Raw genomic sequence first — 19,527 nt, 5'->3', positions numbered from 1 at the left:
GGCGGCACGTCACCCCCGACAGGTGAATTCAGGCAGCCGTCCCGGTCGCTTCGGCCAGCCGGCGCAGCAGGTCCACCTCGGTGTCCAGGTCCACCGACGCGTCGTTGGCGAACAGCACCTGGTCCACACCGGTACCGTCCAAAGTGGCCAGATCGTCGGCGATCTGCTCGGGCGAGCCGGCCAGGAACGGGCGGTCGGTGTCGATCGGCTTGTCGGTGATCGGCACGTTGGCGCGGGCGACGACGGTCAGTTCAGCCGGATCACGGCCGGCCTCCTTGGCGGCGTTCAGGAACGCGGTGGTGGCGCCGACCAACTGGTCGCGCGCGAACGCGATGGGGTTGAGGCCGTCGGCGATCCGGGCCGCCCGCTCGATTCCCTTCGGCGTCACCGCGCCGACCAGGACCGGCACCCTGCTCTGCACCGGTTTGGGATTGATCTCCGACGGCGCGATCTTGTAGAAACGCCCGTCGAACGACACCGGATCCGGCCCCCACGCCGCGCGCAACGCCGCGATGGACTCCTCGAAACCGGCGCCCTTGCGGCTGGTCGGCACGCCGACGGTCTCGAACTCCTCGCGCATCCACCCCTGGCCGAGGCCGGCGATCACCCGGCCACCACTGAACTGGTCCAGCGTGGCGAACCGGCGCGCCAGCACGACCGGCGGATGCATCAGCACGTCGATCACGCTCGTCCCCAGCTTGACCCGACTGGTCGACGCGGCCACCACGCTGAGCGTGACCAGCGGCTCGTACACACTCCGGTAGATCTCCGGCAGCTCCTGCGGCTCTTCGACACCGATCATGGCCACCTTGCCGACCGGCCGCAGCAGCCGCTCGAACGTCCACACCGCCGCGTACCCCAGCCGTTCCGCCTCCTGCGCGACGCGCACGATGGCGTCCGGCGAGGCGATCGCACCGGCCGTCGGCAGCCCTACCCCAAGTTCCACGACGATTCCCTCCAGTTGTCCGGATCAGTCCTCTGTGCAGTCCCCTGAGTCGTGCGTCGCGGCGACCTTCCGCAACAAATCCTCCAGCTGAGCCTGGTCAGCTTCGTCGAGCGCGGCGAACAGGTCCCGCTCGAACCCGCCCACGACCTGGTCGATCTCGGCACGTCCACCCTCAGTCAGCTCGACCACGTGCCGGCGCCGGTCGGCCGGCTCCCGCCGCCGAGTGGCCAGATCCCGGTCCTCCAGCTCGTTGAGGATCGACACCAGCACACTCGGGTCGACGCCGAGAACGCGGGCGAGATCCAGCTGGCTCATCCGGCCCGCGTCGGCCAACCAACGTTAACGCGTGTCGGTAATCGAAGCCAGTCATTGGTTGATGGACCTCAATGATTCAGGGGTACAAGCGGTGCCGGCCAACTCGATGGGACTCGAGGTGAACGACCGAAGGACTGGCCGTGATCAGCTCCCGGGTCGTGCGGTGAACGCACGTCACCCACGCGATGGCGATCGTCGACTTGCCGTGGACGCGGATGCGGCGGTAGTCCGACGGGACATGGGTGCGCAGTTGCTGGATGACTTCGTCGAAGTACCAGGAGGACACCACGATCCCGACGAGCACCGAGGAGGTGACCAGTTCCTTCTTGAACGCCGGGGCGTCGATGAGCCGAAACGCATGGACAAGGGCGGGTGCGCTGACGCCGTGCGCGTCGAAGGTGATCTCGCCGGCGTGCAGCGCCAGCCGCACTCTGATTCGTGCGGTCTCCGGATGCTCGGCGTTGTGGTGTGCGATCTCGGCGGCCAGAGCGCGGGGTAGCCGGGTGGCGAAGTACTCCTTGGGAATGTGCGGTGGAGCCAGGACAAGGACGCCGTCGCCGCGGTCTTCGTGGTAGCACTCGTTCCACAACACCCCGGCCTGGTGGAACGCGTGCTCCAACGCCTGGTAAAGGCCGGTTCGGATGACGAGCTGGTCGCGGTGTGTCCGGTACGGCTCGCTGAAGCCGACGATGTCCGTCACCACGACGGTCCGGTGGACCGCCGGAGGGTCCAGGTCTCGACGTGGCACTAGACGGCCCGCACTTCGTGGGGTGTGGCGCGAACACGGTCCGCCACGACGGACTCCGGGCCCGGCCGGCCGGTCAGGACCCCGTGATGGTGTGTGCCGCCGAACTTCCTGGCTTTCTCCCGCTGTTCGCGGGTGTCGACGCCAGGGATGGTGACCTGCAGCTTCAAGGTGGAGGCGAGTTCGATCAGGGTCTGGATCATGGGTTTGGTGGTCGCGTGGGCCGGATGGTCGGTCAGTTCGGGAGTGAGTTGGGGTGCGGTCACCACCCCGACGATCGGCAGGTCGCCCAGGAGCCGGATTCTGCGGACGCGGTCGCCGAAGCCGTTGAGCACCACCCGAGTCCCGGTGCCGGTGATGGCGATCAGCTCGGGGCGCGGGCTGCCGTTGCGGTCGAGCATGGTGGTCTCCTCCATGCCCAGTTGGAGCAGGTTGGCCGGGAATCGATAGGTGTCCAGGGCCTCGCTCACCTGACCGACCAAGCCGCTGGTGAGCGGCTGGTGTTCCGGCAGGTCGATCCGCAGGAACGGGCTCCGGTCACCGAACTCCTTCACCTCGCCGTCACCCTGCTCGTCGTCGGCCGGCATGCCGGCGACCGCACCGAACTCAGTGACGGAGCCGACATCCTCCGGCGGATCGGATCGAACCTGGTGGCCCGGTCCCGCCGGACCGTGCGGCGCTGGCTGGCCGGTGTCCACGCCGCAGGCGTCCCTGTCGACGTCGGGTTCACCCCCCAGCCACTCATCTCCGAAACCGGTCGGCTGTCCCTTGAGCACGCCGTCGTCCGCTACAGCCTTTAGGCGCGACCGACGGACCGGACGCTGGATGCGGGCAGGATGAACCCGTCAACGCTGTCCACCCGAGGAGCCCGCCTGATGCGTACCGCTGATCTCGTCCTGGTGAACGCCGATGTCGTCACCCTGGCCGATGGACCGGCCGTGTCCGCCGTCGCCATGGCTGACGGACGGGTCATCGCGGTCGGCGACGACGTCCGGCCGGTCTGCGACAGCCACACCGAGGTGGTGGACCTGCGCGGGGCGTGTGTCCTGCCTGGTTTCACCGACGGGCACACGCACCCGGTGTTCGGCCTGGAGCTCACCGCTGGAGTCGACCTCAGTGGCTGCACCACGTTGGAATCGTTACGTGCCGCTTTGGCGTCCGCGGCGCCGGTGCGCGGTTGGATTCTCGGGCACAGCTTGAATCCCAACGTTTTCGAGCACGGCAGGCCGCGATCCGACCTGCTGGTGGACGTGCTGGGCGACCGGCCCATGCTGCTGCGGTTGTTCGACGGGCACGCCGCCCTCGCGAGCCCGGCGGCGCTGCGGGCGGCTGGGATCGACGGGCCGCGTGAGTTCATCCAGCGGGCTCAGATTGTCTGCGACGAGGACGGTCGGCCTACCGGGCACCTGCTGGAGTTCGCGGCGATCGGACTGGTTGAGGCCGTGTTGCCGGCCGAGCCCGAGCGGGAACGTGCGGCGCGGTTGCGTGACCTGCTGGCCAGGATGGCGGCCACCGGGCTGACCGGCGGGCACGTCATGGACGGCGAGCCGGACACGCTCGCGCTGATGGACGCCGTGGAGCAGGCCGGGGACCTGCCGCTGCGGCTGCGGCTCGCGCCGTGGTGCCAACCGGAGACCGATCCGGACGGGCTGCGCGACATCCTGGACCGCCAGGCCAGGCATGGCCGGCGGTGGTCGATGGGCGGGGTGAAGTTCTTCCTGGACGGCACGATCGACGGCGGCACCGCGTGGCTGGACTCGCCGGACTGCTACGGCGAGTCCACCGGGCCGTTCTGGCCTGACCCGGGGGCGTACAGCGAGGCGATCCGATTCTTCGCCGACAACGGCGTGACCACCGCGACGCACGCGATCGGCGACGCCGCAGTACGGCACGTCCTGGACACGATGCAGGGGCTGACATCGGGTGTGCGGCACCGGGTGGAACACATCGAAACCCTTCCGGCGCGCGAGATTCCGCGGTTCGCGCGGCTCGGCGTGATCGCGTCCATGCAGCCCACCCACTGCACCGACTTCACCAGGGCCGATCACACCGACAACTGGTCCGTCCGGCTGTCCGACGAGCGGGCGTCCCGGGGCTGGCCGTGCGCGGACCTCCGGGCCACCGGCGCCACCCTGGTGCTCGGGTCGGACTGGCCGATCGCCCCCTTCGATCCCCGCGAGGTGCTGACCGCGGCGCAGCTGCGCCGGCCGGCCCGGGACGGCTCGGTGCCTCCGCACCACCCCGAGCAGGCGTTGACCGCGCTGCAGGCGATCGAGGGCTACACCACGCACGCCGCGATCGCCGCGGGGGAACAGGGCGGGATCACCGTGGGTGGTCGTGCCGATCTGACTGTGCTGGCCGCGAATCCACTACGGATCGCGGCGGTCGAGCTACCTGACGTGCCGGTGCGGATGACCATTGTGGATGGTCGAGTCGTCCATTCGGCCGAGTAGCGCGCGGATATGTGGGTCGCCCACACCTGGGACCAAGCTCGGGTGGTGCCTGGAGCCGTTGAGGACCGACCGGGTGGACGTGAGGATGGCGGACGTCGAGTTTCCCCTCGGAGGTGCTCAATGCCGCGCACGCTCATCGCCGTGATCCTCACGGTCGTCGCTTTCTTCACCACCGCTGTGGTCCCGGCGTCGGCCGATCCGTCGTATCTGAGCCTGGAGGCCACGTACCCGACAGTGAGCAACGGCTGGGCGAAGGTCGACCGGTACCGCGACACCACGGCCGGGTTCCACGACGAGCAGTACCCGCCGGACGGCCGCGGCGACCAGGACGGCCAGCGGCGCACGTTCTTCGGTGGCGTCGCACGGCCGTCGTCGTCCCGTTTCCTGCTCTACTCGGCGCCGGGGTGGAACACAGGCAGCCAGGCGACACCGGTCCTGTTGGTGCACGGCGCCAACGACAATCCCGACCGCGCCTGGGCGAACCCGAACGAGTCCGGCGGCTTCGGCTGTGGGTCGGCGAGCTGCCCGTCCACCGGGCTGATGCAGTACCTGAGCTCGCGCGGGTTCCGGGTGTTCGCCATCGGGTTCGCGCACAAGCAGGGCGACAACTACCAGCAGGCGCAACAGGTCGGTGACGCGATCGCGGTGATCAAGGCCCGGCTCGGGGTCGGTTCGGTCGACGTCGTCGGGTGGAGCAAGGGCATGATGTCCGCCCGGATGTACGTGGCGTCGGTGCGGCCGGCCTGGGGGCGGGCGTATGCCGGCGACGTCCGTCGGCTGGCGCTCCTCGGCGGCCCCAACGGCGGCTACGACTACCCGTTCGCGCACGGCTGGGCGCACGACTTCTCGATCTGGCCGGAGTGCGGCGGCAAGGTCAACGCCCCGAGCCCGCACACCAACATGACCTGCTACGGCCAGTACACCTCGCATCCGGAACTGTCCATCACGCCGACCGGCGGCTGGGACGCGTATCCCGGCCAGCGCCAGATGCTCGCCCGATGGGACGGTGTGTACGGTGTAAACACGTCCACTCAGGACTGGTACACCACGTACTACGGCGGCCAGGGCTTCTACACCAACGGACCCGGCATCCAGGCGGCCGTCAACGCCGGCTCGCTGATCGCCACCATCCAGGGCGCCCCCACCCCGTCGTCCGTCCCGGTGTACCTGCTCGCCGGCGGTTCGCCGACGATCGTCGGGATCTGGAACGAGACCCGCGGCCCGAGCGACGGCGTGGTGTTCGTCACCAGCGCGCTGGACACCACCGGGGTGACCACGGTCGGCGCCACCACCCTGGTGGGTTCGGTGAACCATCTGCAGCTCGGGTGGGCGTCGGCGGCGATGTCGACCGTCACCGGCTGGTTGTCGTAGAAGGGAAGTCGAGCATGATCACCGAACGTGTCGTGTCCACCGAGCGGCTCGCCGTGCACGTCCTGGAGATCCCGGAACGGACCGGCGCACCCGTGATCTTCGTGCACGGGAACCTGTCCTCCAGCGTGTTCTTCCGGCACACCATGGTCGACCTGCCGGACACCTACCGTCCGTTCGCCGTCGACCTGCGTGGTTTCGGTGACACAGAGCCGAAACCGGTGGACGCGACCCGTGGCCTGCGGGACTTCGCCGACGACGTCGCCGCCACGATCGGGGCGCTGGGCCTGGAATCCGCGCACCTGGTTGGCTGGAGCCTGGGTGGCGGCGTGGTGATGCAGGTCCTGCGGGACAACCCCGCGCTGGTCCGCACTCTCACCCTGATCAACCCCGTGTCGCCGTACGGCTACGGCGGAACCCGTGGCGCGTCAGGCGAACTGACCGACGCCGAAGGAGCGGGTACTGGCGCTGGCGCGGCGAATCCCGACTTCGTGCGGCTGTTGCGTTCGGGCGACCGGTCGGCCGATTCACCTTTGTCGCCGCGTCAGATCATGCTCACGTTCTACGTCAAACCTCCTTTCCAGCCCACGGACGCCGACTTGTTCGTGGACTCCATCCTCAGCACCCGCGTCGGCGAGGACAACTACCCGGGCGACACGGTGCCTACCGACGCGTGGCCCGGCGTCGCCCCCGGCCCGCGCGGTGTGCTGAACGCCATGTCCCCCAACCACTTCCGCATCGACGACCTGCACACCGTCGACCCCAAGCCGCCGATCCTGTGGATCCGCGGCACGGACGACCAGATCGTCTCCGACACCTCCATGTTCGACCTGGCCCACCTCGGCCAACTCGGCGCCGTCCCGGACTGGCCAGGCGCGGAAACCCATCCCCCACAGCCCATGGTCACCCAAACCCGGGCCGTGCTCGATCAGTACGCCTCAGCCGGCGGTACGTACGAGGAGGTCGCGATCGCCGACTGCGGCCACAGCCCACACCTGGAGAAACCCGCCGAGTTCATGGCCGCGCTCACCACAGTCCTCGGCAAAGGCTGAGACTCAACGCTGCCGGAGCGCCTGCCAGAGCTCACCCGCGGTCCGGTAGCCCCCGTTGATGTTCGGGTACAGCGCCTTGGACACGACGGTAGCCAGACCGGCGGGGAATCCCGGCGGTATCGGACGGTCGGCGGCAGGTCGGCGCCCGGTGACCAGTTCGACCAGGAGCAGGCCGGCGGCGTACACATCGGACCGAGTGTCCTGGCCGTCTCTTCGGCCGAGATTGAGGATCACAACGGCGTCATTCCGCATGAGCATCACATGGTCGGATGTGAGATCGCCGTGTCTGACACCTTGCGCGTGTGCCAATCCCAACGCGTCACAGATCTCGATCACGATCTCGACGGCTCGGTCCTCAGGCATCGGGCCGTCCGCCTGGAGTACCTCGGCCAAGGTCCGGCCGCTGAAATAGGGCAGGACCACGTGCGAGCCGAGGAGGGCCCGCATGAGCAAGATGGCGCGATGATGGACACCAAGCGTGTAGTTCGCCGGAAGCCGCTTGACCACAACGGTTTCCTGGGTCTGTGTGTCGGTGGCCAGGTGTACCTTCTCGGTGAGCCGCGTACCCAGCAGGTAGCGCTTGGCAAGCAGGACCGGTCCGGTGCTGGGCGGTGCCGTCTCGATGGATGGGCGTACTTCCGGTGTCGACTGGCTGTATGAGGCGTTGCGGATGAGGGCGAGTTCGCTCGCGGTGTTGTCGACACGGAGTTGGGGTTCGGGGCGGGCGTTGCGGCGTAACGCGTCGCGGACGTGCCGGTAGATCAGATCGAGTCGGAGGTGTTGCGGGCCGTCAGGCACGCCTTCGGTGAGCAGCCTGAGCAGGGCGCCGGTGAACGCCGTGTACGTCTCGCCAGGTGGGGACAGTGCCTGTTTGTTGGCGGGGGTGGCGGCCAGCAGGTAGGTGCCTTCGATGATGGCCTCGTTGGCGACGGTCGTCGTCGGGTCGGCCTGACCGCCCAGCGCCCGGCCGCTGAAACAGCAGTCGAGAATCACGACCTTGCGGGCCGCTGGCGAGTCGAGCACGTTCTCCCGCACTAGATCGTAGGGAACCGTTGTGTGGGTGCGCGTTGATGTGGACTCGACCACGGCCAGCAACAGGCCGAGCGTGCGGGGATGCACCAGGCCGTGACCGGCGTAGTAGACGACGAGGGTGTCCTCGGCTTCCTGGGCGGCGTCGTGAATGGGGTCGACCAGCGCGACGGGCGACTGTGGATCCGCCACGATCGTGCATCGGCCGACGTCGCGCAAGCACTCGGCGAGGCCGCGGAGGTTGTTGGCCACCGCGGGCAGGTCCGGCAGTTCGGGATCGGCGAACCGGCTGGCCCCGACCAGCACCACCCGGGACTTCGCCGGGTCAGGAAGCACTGGGTGGGCCCGGGTCGAGCTGTGGTGGCTCGGCGCCGGGCTTCGGCGCCACCACGTTGTCCGGGCCGATCTTGGGGGCGATCGCGTCGGCGGCCGGGCCGCTGGCGGTGATCTCCTGGGTGCTGCCGTCCGGGTTGACGATCTTCACCTTCAGCTTCGACCGGCGCTGGCGCAGCCACACCGCGACCGAGCCGGCGAGGACCGTCAACGCTCCCTTGTCGGACAGCGCGACCTGCAGGGCGTCGGCGACCACGCCCATCTGGTCGGGCTCGATCGGTGCCCGCTGGACCCGTACCCGGCCGCGGAACTCGTCCTCGGCCGTGAGCCATTGCCGCAATGAGGTCAGTTCGTCGGCGCCGCCGCTGACCGATACCCGTGCTTCCACACGTCACATTGTGCCGGTGAGGGACTGGAGACCAAGGCTGCTCCCGGCGACCAGGATCCACAGGAGGGCGCCGAGCAGCAGTGGCCGGTGGCCGGCTTTCCGCATATCGGCGAGCCGCAGGGAAAGGCCGATGCCGGACAGCGCGGTGGTGATCAGGAACGCGCCGAGGGTGGACAGGGCCGGGTGCCAGGCGGCGGGGATCAGGCCGAGGCTGTCCAGTCCGGCCGCGAGGACGAAGCCGACCAGGAACAGGGGCACGATCCGGCGCCACGGCAGCCGGGTGACGTCGGCTTTGCGGGCCCGCAGGTAGGCGAGGGCGATGACGATCGGGATGATCATCAGGGTGCGGGTCAGTTTCACCACGATGGCGTACGGGCCGGCGTCGCCGCCGTACGCGTAGGCGGCGGCGACCACCGAGGACGTGTCGTTGACGGCGGTGCCGCTCCACAGGCCGAAGGCGTGCGGGCTCATCCCGAGCATGTGCCCGATCGGCGGGAACAGCAGCACCGCGGCGATGTTGAACACGAAGATCGTGCCGATGGCGTAGGCGACTTCGGTGTCCTTCGGCTTGATCACGGCGGTGGTGGCCGCGATCGCCGACGCGCCGCAGATGCCCGTGCCGACACCGATCAACGTGCGGGTGTCACCGCCGACCTTCAGCAGACGCCCAAGCAGCCAGGCGCCGCCGAGCGCGACCGCCAACGTGCCGAGCATGACCGGCAGGGAGTCCACACCGACCTGCACCACCTGCCGTAGCGACAGCCCGGTCCCCAGCACGACGATGGACAGCTGGAGCACCTGCTTGGACGCGATGGCGTATCCCGCCGACAACGCCGGCCGCCGAAGCCAGGGGACGAACGCCGCGGCGACCGCCCCGAGCACGATGCCGAACACCGGGCCGCCCACGACCGGGAGCAGCGTGCCCAGCGCGGTGGCGACCGCCGCGATCACCAGCGCCACGGCGAGCCCAGGCGCGACGCGAAGGGGCGCCTGCTCCTGGGTTCTCAACGTCTCGGTCAGCACAGCATCCCCCTTCGGCGTCAAATGTACGTACATTTAAGCTACTATATGTACGCACATTTGGCGATGGGTAGCGTGACGTCCACCGGGACAAGGAGGACGTGTGGCGGCTCGGCAACTCGACCGAACGGGGCCGACCCCCCTGTGGCGGCAACTGCGGCAGGAGCTGATCGCCCGGTTGGACGCGGGCGAGTTCGCCGACCAGTTCCCGGGCGAGCTGGCGCTGACCGAGGAGTACGACGTCAGCCGGGCGACCGTGCGCCAAGCGCTACGCCAACTGCGGGCTGACGGCGTGATCGTCGCGGCCCGAGGCCGTCAGCCCAAGGTGTCGCCGACGCGCGAGATCCAACAGCCGGTCGGCGCCCTGTACAGCCTGTTCGCGTCCGTCGAAGCGGCCGGCCTGTCCCAGCACAGCGTCGTCCGCGCCCTGGACATCCGGGCCGACGGCGTGGTCGCCGACCGGATCGGGCTGGAGGGCTCCACTCCCCTGGTCTATCTGGAGCGGCTGCGCCTGGCCGGCGACGAGCCGCTCGCGCTCGACCGGGTGTGGCTGCCCGCCGACGTGGCCGCGCCGCTGCTCCAGGTCGACTTCACGCACACCGGCCTGTACACCGAACTCGCGGTACGCGCCGGAGTCCGGTTGGACAACGGCCACGAGAACATCCACGCGGTCGTGCCGACCCTCGCGGAACAGTCCCAGCTGCGCTGCCCGCCGCACACCGCCGCGTTCGCCATCAACCGCCTCGGCTACTCGCGGGGCAGGCCGATCGAATGGCGGCACACGTTGGTGCGCGGCGACCGGTTCGCCCTCACCGCCGAATTCGCCGCGCAGTTCGGGTACCGGCTCACCCAACGCACGCCTTAGCGCGGGCGTGCCTGCCGGACGACGGCAGCACGTGGCCCTACCATCTCGCGGGTGACCGCTTTCGACGATCCCGACGTGTTCGAGCACCTGGACGCCGCCGCCCTGCCGCTTCGTCAGCAGCAAATCCTCGCGACGATCCGGGACTGGGTGGTCCGGCACGGGTACCCGCCGAGCACCCGGGAGATCGGCGACGCGGTCGGCCTGCGGTCGTCATCATCCGTGTCGAAACACCTGGCGAGCCTGGAGGACAAGGGTTTCCTGCGGCGCGGCAGCGTGATGACCCGGCCGATCGACGTGCGCGTGTTCCTCCGGGAGCCGGCGGCTCGGGCGACCTCGGACGACTCGGTCGCGGTGCCCGTGGTCGGCGACATCGCCGCCGGAACGCCCATCTCGGCCGAGGAACACGTCGACGAACTGCTCACGCTGCCACGCGGACTTATCGGGCGGGGCAACGTTTTCGGTCTCCGGGTCCGCGGCGACTCGATGATCGACGCCGCCATCTGCGACGGCGACATCGTCGTGGTGCGGCAGCAGTCCGAGGCGCACTCCGGCCAGATCGTGGCCGCGATGATCGACGGCGAGGCCACCGTGAAGGTGTACCGCCGCCGCAACGGACACGTCTACCTGGAGCCGCGCAACGCCGACTACGAGGTGATCGACGGCGACGAGGCCGTGGTGTTGGGCACTGTCGTCTCGGTGCTGCGCAGCGTCTGATCTCAGCGGTTCAGCAAGGTGGCCAACCGCTCGCGGGGCAGCGCGGGTGACCGGTGTCCTTCGCGGCCGATCATGGTCTCGTTGGCGGTCAACGCGTTCAGCACCGCCTCTTCGACGGACTGGACCACCGCGGCGTAGAACGGGTCGATGTGCGACCACGGAATGAACCGCAGGTCTTCGAACTCCTTCTCCGGATGCGGGAACCCGCTGGTCAGCGCGCCCTCGTTGGCGGTGGAGAACGCCAGGAAGACGTCGCCGGAGAAGTGCGAGCCGGTGGTTCCGGTCCGCGCCAGGCCCAGCGGCACCCGTCGGGCCAGTGCGGTGCACTGGCCCGGCAGCAGCGGGGCGTCGGTCGCGATCACCACGATCACCGAACCCGCGCCCGGCCGGGCCACGGACCAGTCCTCCAACGGGTTGTCGTCGGCGAGGGCGTCGCCGACCGGGATCCCGGCGACCGTCAGCTCCCGCCGGGCACCGAAGTTGGCCTGCACGAACACGCCGACCGTGTACTCGTGCCGACCATGGGCGACGACCCGGGACGCGGTTCCGCTACCGCCTTTGAAGCCGTAGCAGTTCATCCCGGTGCCGCCGCCCACCGACCCCTCGTCCATTCCTCCCGGCTGGGCCGCCTCGATCGCGGCGATCGCGTGCCACGGCTGGATGTGCGAGCCGTTGATGTCGTTGAGGTAGCCGTCCCAGGTCTCGGCCACCACCGGCAGCAGCCACTCGTGCGCGCCGTCCGGCCGCTCGGTGGCCACCCAGTCGACCACACCGCGGTGGCACGGCCCGACCGCGTGCGTGTTGGTGATCAGCACCGGCAGGCTCAGCGCGCCGGACTCGGTGATCCACGTGGTGCCGGTCATCTCCCCGTTGCCGTTCAGCGAGTACCAGCCCGCCGCGCACGGGTGGGCCACGTCGGCGTGCGGCCGGGGCAGGATCGCGGTCACCCCGGTGCGGACGTGGTCGTCGATCACCAGCGTGGTGTAGCCGACCGCGACACCCGGCACGTCGGTGATCGCGTTGCCCGGCCCTGGCTGGCCGGGCAGCTTGACCCCGAGCGAGCGGAAGCGGGGTTTGCCGGTGGGGGTCGACAGGGTCATGTGAGATCTCCCAGTGTGCAGCCGGCGGCGGTTTCGGCATAGGCGATGATCTGCCGTTCCGCCGTCGCCGGTTCGTAGGTCGGCACTGCCATCGTGATGTGCAGTCCGTAGCCGTCTTCCAAGATCACCAGATTCCGGGCGATCGACAGCGCGTCGCCTGTCAGGCGGAACGCGCCGGTGGCCGAGCCCGCCTCAAGGATGCCCACGTAGATGCCCACCTGACGCTGGTACAGCTCGATGTAGCGGGCGGCGTACGCGGGGTCCTTGCGGGCGAACGCGCCGAGTTCGTAAAGCAGGAACGCCAGCTCGTCGCCGGCGCTCTCGGGCAGTCCGCTCCTGATCATCATCAGCAGTCGCCGCCGCGGGTCCGGCTCGCCGCGGACGGCGTCCTCCCTGGCCGCGCAGAACCGGCTGACGGCTTCCCGCTGCACCTCCTGGAGCAGCTCGGTCAGCGACGGGAAGTAGTAGAGCACCGAGCCGGGGGACATCCCGGCCTTCTCCGCCACGTCACCGAGCCGCAGGCCGATCAGCCCGCGTTCCACCACGGCCCGGCGAGCGGCTTCGGTGAGCTGCTCGCGACGGGCCTCCTGCCTTTTTGGCCGTGCCATGGTCTCAGTTTGTCGAAAGATCTTCAAAAAACCAAGAGGGTTCTTGACACGGCCTTAACGGAGTTCTTTGATACGTCTTCAACGAACCCGCGCGGCAGCCGGAGGTGCGCTGTGAGCGACACCGATCAATCCACCCCAACCGTCCCGAAGCCTGGTCTCAAGCGTGGCCTGCGAGTCCTCGGCGCCCTGCTGATCACCCTCTCGGCGGTCAGCCCGGCCTCGTCGGTCTTCATCATCGCCCCGGGCGTGATGAAGCAAGCCGGCACGGGAGCGATCTGGAGCTTCCTGGCCGCCGCCGTTGTCGGCGTGTTCATGGCTTTCGTCTACGCCGAGCTGGCGTCAGCGTTCCCGCTGACCGGCGGCGAGTACGCGATCGTCGGGCGCACCCTCGGCCGGCTGCCCGGCTTCATGATCATGGGCCTGATCCTGTTCACCCAGGTGATCATCATCGCGGTGATCGCGCTGGGTGTCGGCATCTACCTGTCGGCGGTGTTCCCCGGCCTGAACGGTCCCGTCGTCGCGGCGGTCACCGTGCTCGTCGCCGCCGTCTTCGGCGTGCTCGACGTGCGGCTGAACGCCTGGGTCACCGGCCTGTTCCTGGCTGTCGAGATCGTCGCCCTGGTGATCGTCTCCTCGCTCGGCCTGCTCCATGTGGAACGGCCGCTGCTCGCCGAACCGGTCGCGGGCAGCCCACCGTCCACCGCGACCCTCGCGATGATCGCCGCCGCCACCGCGATCGCGATCTTCGCCTACAACGGCTACGGCAGCGCGGTCGTCCTCGGCGAGGAGACCAGCGACGCCCCCCGCAAGATCGCCCGAACCATCCTGTGGGCGCTCGTCATCACGGTGATCGCCGAACTCATCCCGGTGATCGCGGTGGTCCTGGGCGCGCCGTCGCTGGACGGGTTGTTCGGCGCGGAGAACCTGATGGAGTACTTCATCACCTCGCGGTCCAGCTCGGGGTTGAACACCGTGATCAGCTTCGCCATCGCGTTGGCGATCATCAACGCGGTGCTCGCGATCCTGCTGCTCACCGCCCGGCTGTTCTTCAGCACCGGCCGCGACTCGGTGTGGCCCAAGGCCGCGAACCGGGCGCTGTCGTCGATCCACCCGCGCTTCAACACCCCGTGGATCGCCACGCTGATCGTCGGCGTGCTGTCGGCGGCCGTGTGCTTCGTCGACCTCGACACTTTGCTGGTGCTGACCGGTTCCTCGCTGATCATCGTGTACGCGGCCCTGTGCTTCGGCGCGATCGTCGGGCGCCGCAACGGATCCACCGCGCACGGCGCGTACAAGATGCCGCTGTATCCCCTGCCGCCGGTGCTCGCGATCATCGGCATGGGGTACGTGACCTACCAGACGGCGACGGACCCGACGGTCGGCCGCCCCAGCCTGTTCGTCACCCTCGGCGTCCTGGTCGCGGCGGCCATCTACTACGTGTTCCGCCGCCGTCACTGGACGCTCCGCGGCCCGGAGGACGAGTCCTAGACCCCTCCGGGAACCGGACCTCCGTCGCCCACGTCTGACATCCGAGCACGATGTTCAGTGGCAGAGGGGTGGACATGGATCGGGACCCTGGTGCGGAGCTGTCCGCGATCGAGTCGATGGTCGCCGACTGGGAGCACCGGGGTGCCGAACGGCTGGCGCGGGTCAAGGAGGTCACCGACCGGGTCGCCGAACTGAGCGCCACCGAGTCCTCCGCCGACGGTTCGGTCACCGTCACCGTCGGGGCCAACGGGTTGCCCACCGACATCAAGCTGGCGGAGTCGGCCAAGGACCGGCCGATGTCCGAACTGTCCGCCGACATCATGGCGACGCTACGGAAGGCGCAGTCGCGGATTCCCCGGCTGATGGCGGACGTGGCCGGCCAGGCGGGGCTCGCCGGCGACAGTGTCGTGGCACATCTGCTCACCAAAGCCGAAGAGTCGTTCCCGTCCCCGGAGCCGGACAAGCCGAAGACACCGGGGGCGGACGACGACTACTTCGACGACATGCGGATGTTCCGGGACAAGGGGGCGAAGTGAGCACCGGTGACGAGATGAAGGTGGTGGTCGACGAACTGACCACGCACGCCGGCCACCTGGGTGACATCGAAGGCCGGCTGGGCACGGCGTTGTCGGCCGCGCGGCAGGTCAGCATGGACAACGACGCCTACGGTGTGCTCGGCCAGCCGTTCGCGTGGATGCTGGACCCGTTCGAGCCGCTCGGTTCCGACATGATCTCCGCCGCGCAGGACGTCGTGACCAACCACATCGAGAGCCTCAAGAAGACCGCGCAGGCGTACACCACCACCGAAGGGGCCACCCGGGACACGTTCGCCAAGGGCGGTCCCGCATGAACAACCCGTTGGTGGCCGCGCCCCAGGACACGACCCGCGGGTACTCCGGCATTCCCCTCGCTGAGGACGCGGTCTCCTGCTACGAGGGACTTTCGTCCGGCAACTGGATCGAGGGCGGGCTCGGCGCGGTGGCCACCGCCGCGGACATCGCCGACACCGTCGCCAACCCGTTCGGCGCGTTGTTCGGTGCGGGCATCGGCTGGCTGATGGAGCACTTCGAGCCGCTGCGCCAGGCGTTGGACTGGCTGGCCGGCAAGCCCGAGGTGATCGAGTCCTACGGGCAGACCTGGGACAACGTCGCCAAGGAACTCGACCGGATCAAGGCCGACCACGAGACCATGGTCGGCAACGACCTGGCCGACTGGCAGGGCGCCGGCGCGGAGGCGTACCGCAACACCACCACCGAGGTCTCCGACGCGCTGGCCTCGGCGTCGTCGGTCGCGAGCGGGCTGTCCACCGGCACCACGATCATGGGCGGACTGGTCGCCGCCGTGCGCACCACGGTCCGCGACATCATCGCCCGCCTGGTCGGCGACGCCATCGAATGGGTGGCGGAGGAGGCGTTCAGCCTGGGCCTGGCCACGCCGGTGGTGATCGGGCAGGTCACCACGGCCGTGTCGAACGCGATGGCCAAGGTGTCCAAGCTGATCGCCAAGGTGACCAACGCGATCAAGAAGGTCACCCCGCTGCTGGAGAAGCTCAAAGGCCTGTTCGCCAAGATCGCCGAGAAGCTCAAGGGCCTGCGCCGCTCCGGCGAACCGCACACCGCCACCCCGCACGAGACACCTCGCCCCAAAGGTGAGCCGCGTTCGCCGACCGAACCGCACGACGTGAGCGACCCACGCACCACGTCCCAGTCCGCCGACCGGCCGTTCTGCAAGGACGACCCGATCGACGTGACCACCGGCGAGGTCGTGCTGTCCGAGGAAGACCTTGTGCTGCCCGGCGTACTGCCGTTGACGGTCAGCCGGCACCACATGTCCAACTACCGCACGGGCCGGCTGTTCGGGCCGTCCTGGGCGTCCACGCTGGATCAGCGGCTAGAGGTGAGCGCTGACACGATCCTCTTCGCCACCAGCGACGGCAGGCGGCTGCGCTACCCGCGGCCGACCGGCGACGAGGAGGTGCTGCCCGAGTTCGGGCCCCGGGTGCCGTTGCGCCGCGGCGCGTCCGGCTACTCGGTCCGGTATCCGCAGGACGGCACGGTACTGGAGTTCTCGGCGGTCGGTGCGGCGTGGGAGTCTGGCGCGGTTCAACCGGTGACCGCGATCCGACACCGGAACGGCGCCACGATCTCCATCGCGCACACACCCGACGGCCTGCCCGCCGAACTGGTCCACTCCGGCGGCCACCGGGTCGCACTGGACACAATGGACGGTCGAGTCACGGCGCTGCGAGTGGTCTCCGGTGGCGACTCGGTGACGGTCATGCACTACGGCTATGACGACGCCGGAAACCTTGCCGAGGCAACGAACTCCTCAGGTGTGGCGCAGCGGTTCACCTACGACGGTGACGGCCGGCTCACCTCGTGGACCGACCGCAACGGCCAGTGGTACCGGTATGTGTACGACTCCGCCGGCCGGGCGACGTCGACCATCGGCTCCGGCGGCGCCCTGAACGGCTCGCTGACCTACGACACCGCCACCCGGACCACCACGCACACCGACACGCTGGGCAACACCACCACCTATCAGATGAACGAACTCGGCCAGGTGGTCAGGGAGACCAACGCGCTCGGGGCGACGATCACCCGCGACTGGGACGCGTACGACCGTCTGCTGGCCGCCACCGACCCGCTCGGCGCCGTGACTCGGTACACCTACGACGACGTGGGCAACCTGGTCGGGGTCACGCGCCCGGACGGCGCCGTGATCAGCGCCCAGTACAACGAGTTCGGTGCGCCCACTTCGGTCACCGCCGCCGATGGCGCCAGGTCGGTGTGCGAGTACGACGAGCACGGGAACCTGACCGCGGAGATCGACCCGGTTGGGGCTGTCACCCGTTACACCTATGAAAACGGCCACCTGCGCACGGTCACCGACCCGCTGGGCGGCACGACCCACGTCCAGACGGACGCGGCGGGCCTGGTCACCGAGGTTCGGGACGCCCTCGGCGCGGTCACCCGGCACGAGCGGGACATGTTCGGCCGTCTGCTGGCCACCGTGGATCCGCTCGGCGGTGTAACGCGGTACGGCTGGACCGTGGAGGGCCGGCCGTTGTTCCGCACGCTGCCAGACGGCCAAACCGAACGATGGCGTTACGACGGCGAGAGCAACGAGGTCGAGTACGTCGACGCGGCGGGCGAGGTCACGCGCACCGAGATCACGCATTTCGACCTGCCAGGCGCCCGGATCGCCCCGGACGGCACGCGCACCACGTACACCTACGACAGCGAACTTCGCGTCATCCGGATCACCAACCCGGCCGGTCTCGAATGGCGTCACGAGTACGACGGCGCCGGGAATCTCTTGCGCGAGACGGACTTCAACCAGCGCACGACGTCCTATGGGTACGACTCGGCCGGCCGCCTGACCGAGCGAACCAACAATCTGGGCGAAAGTGTCACGTTCGTCCGCGATGTTCTGGGCAATGTCGTGGAGAAGCACGTCGGCGGCCAGGTCACCAGGTTCACCTACGACCCGGCCGGCCGGCTGATGACCGCCACCGCCCCGGACGTCACGCTGGCCTATGAGCGCGACGCGGTCGGCCGCGTTGTGGCGGAGACCGTCAACGGACGCACCGTCCGGTCCGAGTTCGACCTGGCAGGGCAGCGAGTGCGGCGGGACACCCCGCACGGGGTCACATCGGCGTGGGACTACGACCCGGTGGGCAGCCCGACCGCGCTGCGTACCGCGAACCAGACCGTCCAGTTCGTCCACGACGAGCTCGGCCGGCAGGTTCGGCGTGGCCTTGGCGCGGTTTCGCTGAGCCAGGCATGGGATTCCGTCGGCCGGCTGACCTCGCAGGTGGTCGCCGGGCTGAATGGTCCGATCGCCGGCCGCGCCTACCACTACCGCTCTGGGGGCTATCTCGCGGCCGTCGAGGACCAGTTCACCGGCGCCCAGCGGTTCGACCTGGACCGGCTGGGCCGGGTGACCGCCCTGCACCGGCCGGACGGCGTCGAGCGGTACGGCTACGACCTCGCCGGCAACATCGCCGAGCCGTCGCGGGTCTACCAGGGAACCATGCTGCGGACGATCGGGCGCACGGTCTACGCCCATGACGCACAGGGCCGCGTGGTTCAGCGGAACGTTCGCACGCTGTCCGGGCAGAACCGGATCTGGCGCTACACCTGGGACGCGGAGGACCGGCTCACCTCGGCCACCACGCCCGACGGCGTCACCTGGCACTACCGCTACGACCCGCTGGGCCGTCGGGTCGCCAAGGAGGGCCGCACCTCGACCGGTGTGCTGCGCACCGAGTTCTTCTGGGACGGAACGCATCTCGTCGAGCAGGTCGACGCGACCGGCGCCACCACCTGGGAGTACCAGCCGGGGACGTTCACGCCGATCGCCCAGGTCGTGTCCGCGCCGCAGGACGAGATCGACGCCCGGTTCTACGCCATCATCGCCGACCAGATCGGTACCCCGACGGAACTGGTCGAGCCGGACGGCGACCTGGTGTGGCGCCGGCGGGCCACGCTGTGGGGTCGGTCGAACACGCAGGGCTCGGTCGTGTGCCCGCTGCGGTTCGCCGGCCAGTACCACGACGAGGAAACCGGCTGGGACTACAACCGGCACCGGTACTACGACCCGGAGATCGGCCAGTACACCAGCCCCGACCCGATGGGGTACGACGGTGGCGACAACCCGCACGCCTACGTCGCCAACCCGACCGACTTGACGGACCCGCACGGGTTGACACCGTGCGAGGACGCCGCGAACGCCGCCAACGGGGCCAAGCTCAACGACCACCTTCGGCAGGCGGAGAAGTACGGCAAGGCCGGATATCGGGAGATGCCGGATGGCCGGATCCGCTACTACGGCAACGTCGACCCGGCGCGCACCCCGGGCGAGATGGCCGGCCGTCGGGTCGTCCGCGAATGGGATCCGGCCACCGGCGAGAAACGGACGTGGCAGGAGACCGTGGACCACGACGGCAACGTCCGGATCGTCCGTCCGCAGGAGTCGATCACCGGCGGCCGGAAGGTCCACTACCATTTCGACGCCGACGGCAACTACCTCGGCAACGACCGCGGCCGGGTCAACGCCCGCCCAGGTCAGGACGGGTTCATCCCGGCACGGCGATAGGAC

General features: G+C 69.2%; 18 protein-coding genes. 9 read left to right on the top strand and 9 right to left on the bottom strand.

All coding sequences use genetic code 11. From position 1 onward, the window contains the following. Positions 1-28: 28 nt before the first annotated feature. From EV192_RS43685 to EV192_RS43670, 4 genes are read right to left on the bottom strand one after another with little or no spacing between them, the layout of a single operon-like run. Positions 29-946, bottom strand: coding sequence for a TIGR03619 family F420-dependent LLM class oxidoreductase (locus tag EV192_RS43685; protein ID WP_165960921.1), 918 nt, complete (start codon positions 944-946; stop codon positions 29-31). A gap of 24 nt (positions 947-970) precedes the next feature. Continuing rightward, positions 971-1,279: a MarR family winged helix-turn-helix transcriptional regulator gene (locus EV192_RS43680; RefSeq protein ID WP_279495596.1), complete on the bottom strand. Its 309-nt coding sequence runs from the start codon at positions 1,277-1,279 to the stop codon at positions 971-973. Positions 1,280-1,337: 58 nt separating this feature from the next. Beyond that, positions 1,338-1,961 (bottom strand): nucleotidyl cyclase domain-containing protein, encoded by a 624-nt coding sequence (locus EV192_RS43675; RefSeq protein ID WP_132124648.1) that lies wholly within the window; start codon positions 1,959-1,961, stop codon positions 1,338-1,340. A gap of 47 nt (positions 1,962-2,008) precedes the next feature. After that, on the bottom strand, positions 2,009-2,782 hold the full coding sequence (locus EV192_RS43670) for an EAL domain-containing protein (protein WP_132124647.1): 774 nt from the start codon (positions 2,780-2,782) through the stop codon (positions 2,009-2,011). 99 nt (positions 2,783-2,881) lie between these two features. On the opposite strand from EV192_RS43670, the gene EV192_RS43665 reads away from it, so the two are divergent. From EV192_RS43665 to EV192_RS43655, 3 genes are all read left to right on the top strand, one after another. Next, on the top strand, positions 2,882-4,459 hold the full coding sequence (locus tag EV192_RS43665; protein WP_207926694.1) for an amidohydrolase: 1,578 nt from the start codon (positions 2,882-2,884) through the stop codon (positions 4,457-4,459). A gap of 120 nt (positions 4,460-4,579) precedes the next feature. Beyond that, the gene (locus EV192_RS43660) at positions 4,580-5,830 is read left to right on the top strand and encodes an esterase/lipase family protein (RefSeq protein WP_207926692.1); all 1,251 of its coding nucleotides are present in this window, start codon (positions 4,580-4,582) and stop codon (positions 5,828-5,830) included. A 14-nt stretch (positions 5,831-5,844) separates the two neighbouring features. Next, positions 5,845-6,879 carry an alpha/beta hydrolase gene (locus tag EV192_RS43655; RefSeq protein ID WP_132124646.1) on the top strand — a complete coding sequence of 345 codons (1,035 nt, stop codon included), beginning with the start codon at positions 5,845-5,847 and terminating at the stop codon, positions 6,877-6,879. Between the two features lie 3 nt (positions 6,880-6,882). Here EV192_RS43655 and EV192_RS43650 read toward each other — a convergent pair whose 3' ends face one another. Genes EV192_RS43650 through EV192_RS43640 form a run of 3 tightly spaced genes read right to left on the bottom strand, consistent with a single transcriptional unit; the run spans position 6,883 to position 9,685 of the window. Then, positions 6,883-8,244 (bottom strand): caspase, EACC1-associated type, encoded by a 1,362-nt coding sequence (locus EV192_RS43650; protein ID WP_132124645.1) that lies wholly within the window; start codon positions 8,242-8,244, stop codon positions 6,883-6,885. Next, entirely contained in the window at positions 8,234-8,629 is a 396-nt protein-coding gene (locus EV192_RS43645) for an effector-associated constant component EACC1 (protein WP_132124644.1), read from the bottom strand. Before EV192_RS43645 ends, EV192_RS43650 begins: the two co-directional genes overlap by 11 nt. A 3-nt stretch (positions 8,630-8,632) precedes the next feature. Continuing rightward, positions 8,633-9,685 carry a YeiH family protein gene (locus EV192_RS43640; protein ID WP_132124643.1) on the bottom strand — a complete coding sequence of 351 codons (1,053 nt, stop codon included), beginning with the start codon at positions 9,683-9,685 and terminating at the stop codon, positions 8,633-8,635. Positions 9,686-9,752: 67 nt separating this feature from the next. Here EV192_RS43640 and EV192_RS43635 point away from each other — a divergent pair, with 67 nt between their 5' ends. Together EV192_RS43635 and lexA are read left to right on the top strand one after the other, a co-directional pair. After that, a complete protein-coding gene (locus EV192_RS43635; RefSeq protein WP_132124642.1) occupies positions 9,753-10,514 on the top strand; it encodes a GntR family transcriptional regulator in 762 nt (253 codons plus the stop codon). 51 nt (positions 10,515-10,565) lie between these two features. Then, on the top strand, positions 10,566-11,228 hold the full coding sequence (gene lexA, locus EV192_RS43630; protein WP_132124641.1) for a transcriptional repressor LexA: 663 nt from the start codon (positions 10,566-10,568) through the stop codon (positions 11,226-11,228). Positions 11,229-11,230: 2 nt separating this feature from the next. Here lexA and EV192_RS43625 read toward each other — a convergent pair whose 3' ends face one another. Further along, positions 11,231-12,328: a DmpA family aminopeptidase gene (locus EV192_RS43625; RefSeq protein WP_132124640.1), complete on the bottom strand. Its 1,098-nt coding sequence runs from the start codon at positions 12,326-12,328 to the stop codon at positions 11,231-11,233. Continuing rightward, positions 12,325-12,936 (bottom strand): TetR/AcrR family transcriptional regulator, encoded by a 612-nt coding sequence (locus EV192_RS43620; RefSeq protein WP_132124639.1) that lies wholly within the window; start codon positions 12,934-12,936, stop codon positions 12,325-12,327. The genes EV192_RS43625 and EV192_RS43620 overlap by 4 nt, the downstream gene beginning before the upstream one ends. Positions 12,937-13,047: 111 nt before the next feature. Here EV192_RS43620 and EV192_RS43615 point away from each other — a divergent pair, with 111 nt between their 5' ends. The 4 genes from EV192_RS43615 to EV192_RS43600 all read left to right on the top strand — a co-directional run bounded on the left by EV192_RS43615 (position 13,048) and on the right by EV192_RS43600 (position 19,524). Then, positions 13,048-14,424: an APC family permease gene (locus tag EV192_RS43615; RefSeq protein ID WP_132124638.1), complete on the top strand. Its 1,377-nt coding sequence runs from the start codon at positions 13,048-13,050 to the stop codon at positions 14,422-14,424. Between the two features lie 74 nt (positions 14,425-14,498). Further along, positions 14,499-14,960, top strand: a complete 462-nt coding sequence (locus EV192_RS43610; protein ID WP_165960920.1) for a YbaB/EbfC family nucleoid-associated protein — start codon at positions 14,499-14,501, stop codon at positions 14,958-14,960. Further along, on the top strand, positions 14,957-15,274 hold the full coding sequence (locus tag EV192_RS43605) for a type VII secretion target (RefSeq protein WP_243727447.1): 318 nt from the start codon (positions 14,957-14,959) through the stop codon (positions 15,272-15,274). The genes EV192_RS43610 and EV192_RS43605 overlap by 4 nt, the downstream gene beginning before the upstream one ends. Next, complete coding sequence (locus tag EV192_RS43600) at positions 15,271-19,524, top strand: DUF6531 domain-containing protein (RefSeq protein ID WP_132124636.1); 4,254 nt, start codon at positions 15,271-15,273, stop codon at positions 19,522-19,524. Before EV192_RS43605 ends, EV192_RS43600 begins: the two co-directional genes overlap by 4 nt. Positions 19,525-19,527: the final 3 nt, after the last annotated feature.

It is taken from the genome of Actinocrispum wychmicini, from assembly GCF_004345645.1.
Taxonomy (GTDB): Bacteria; Actinomycetota; Actinomycetes; order Mycobacteriales; family Pseudonocardiaceae; genus Kibdelosporangium; species Kibdelosporangium wychmicini.
The sequence above is the reverse complement of the archived record's forward strand: the minus strand, read 5'-3'. Positions and strand labels throughout refer to the sequence as shown.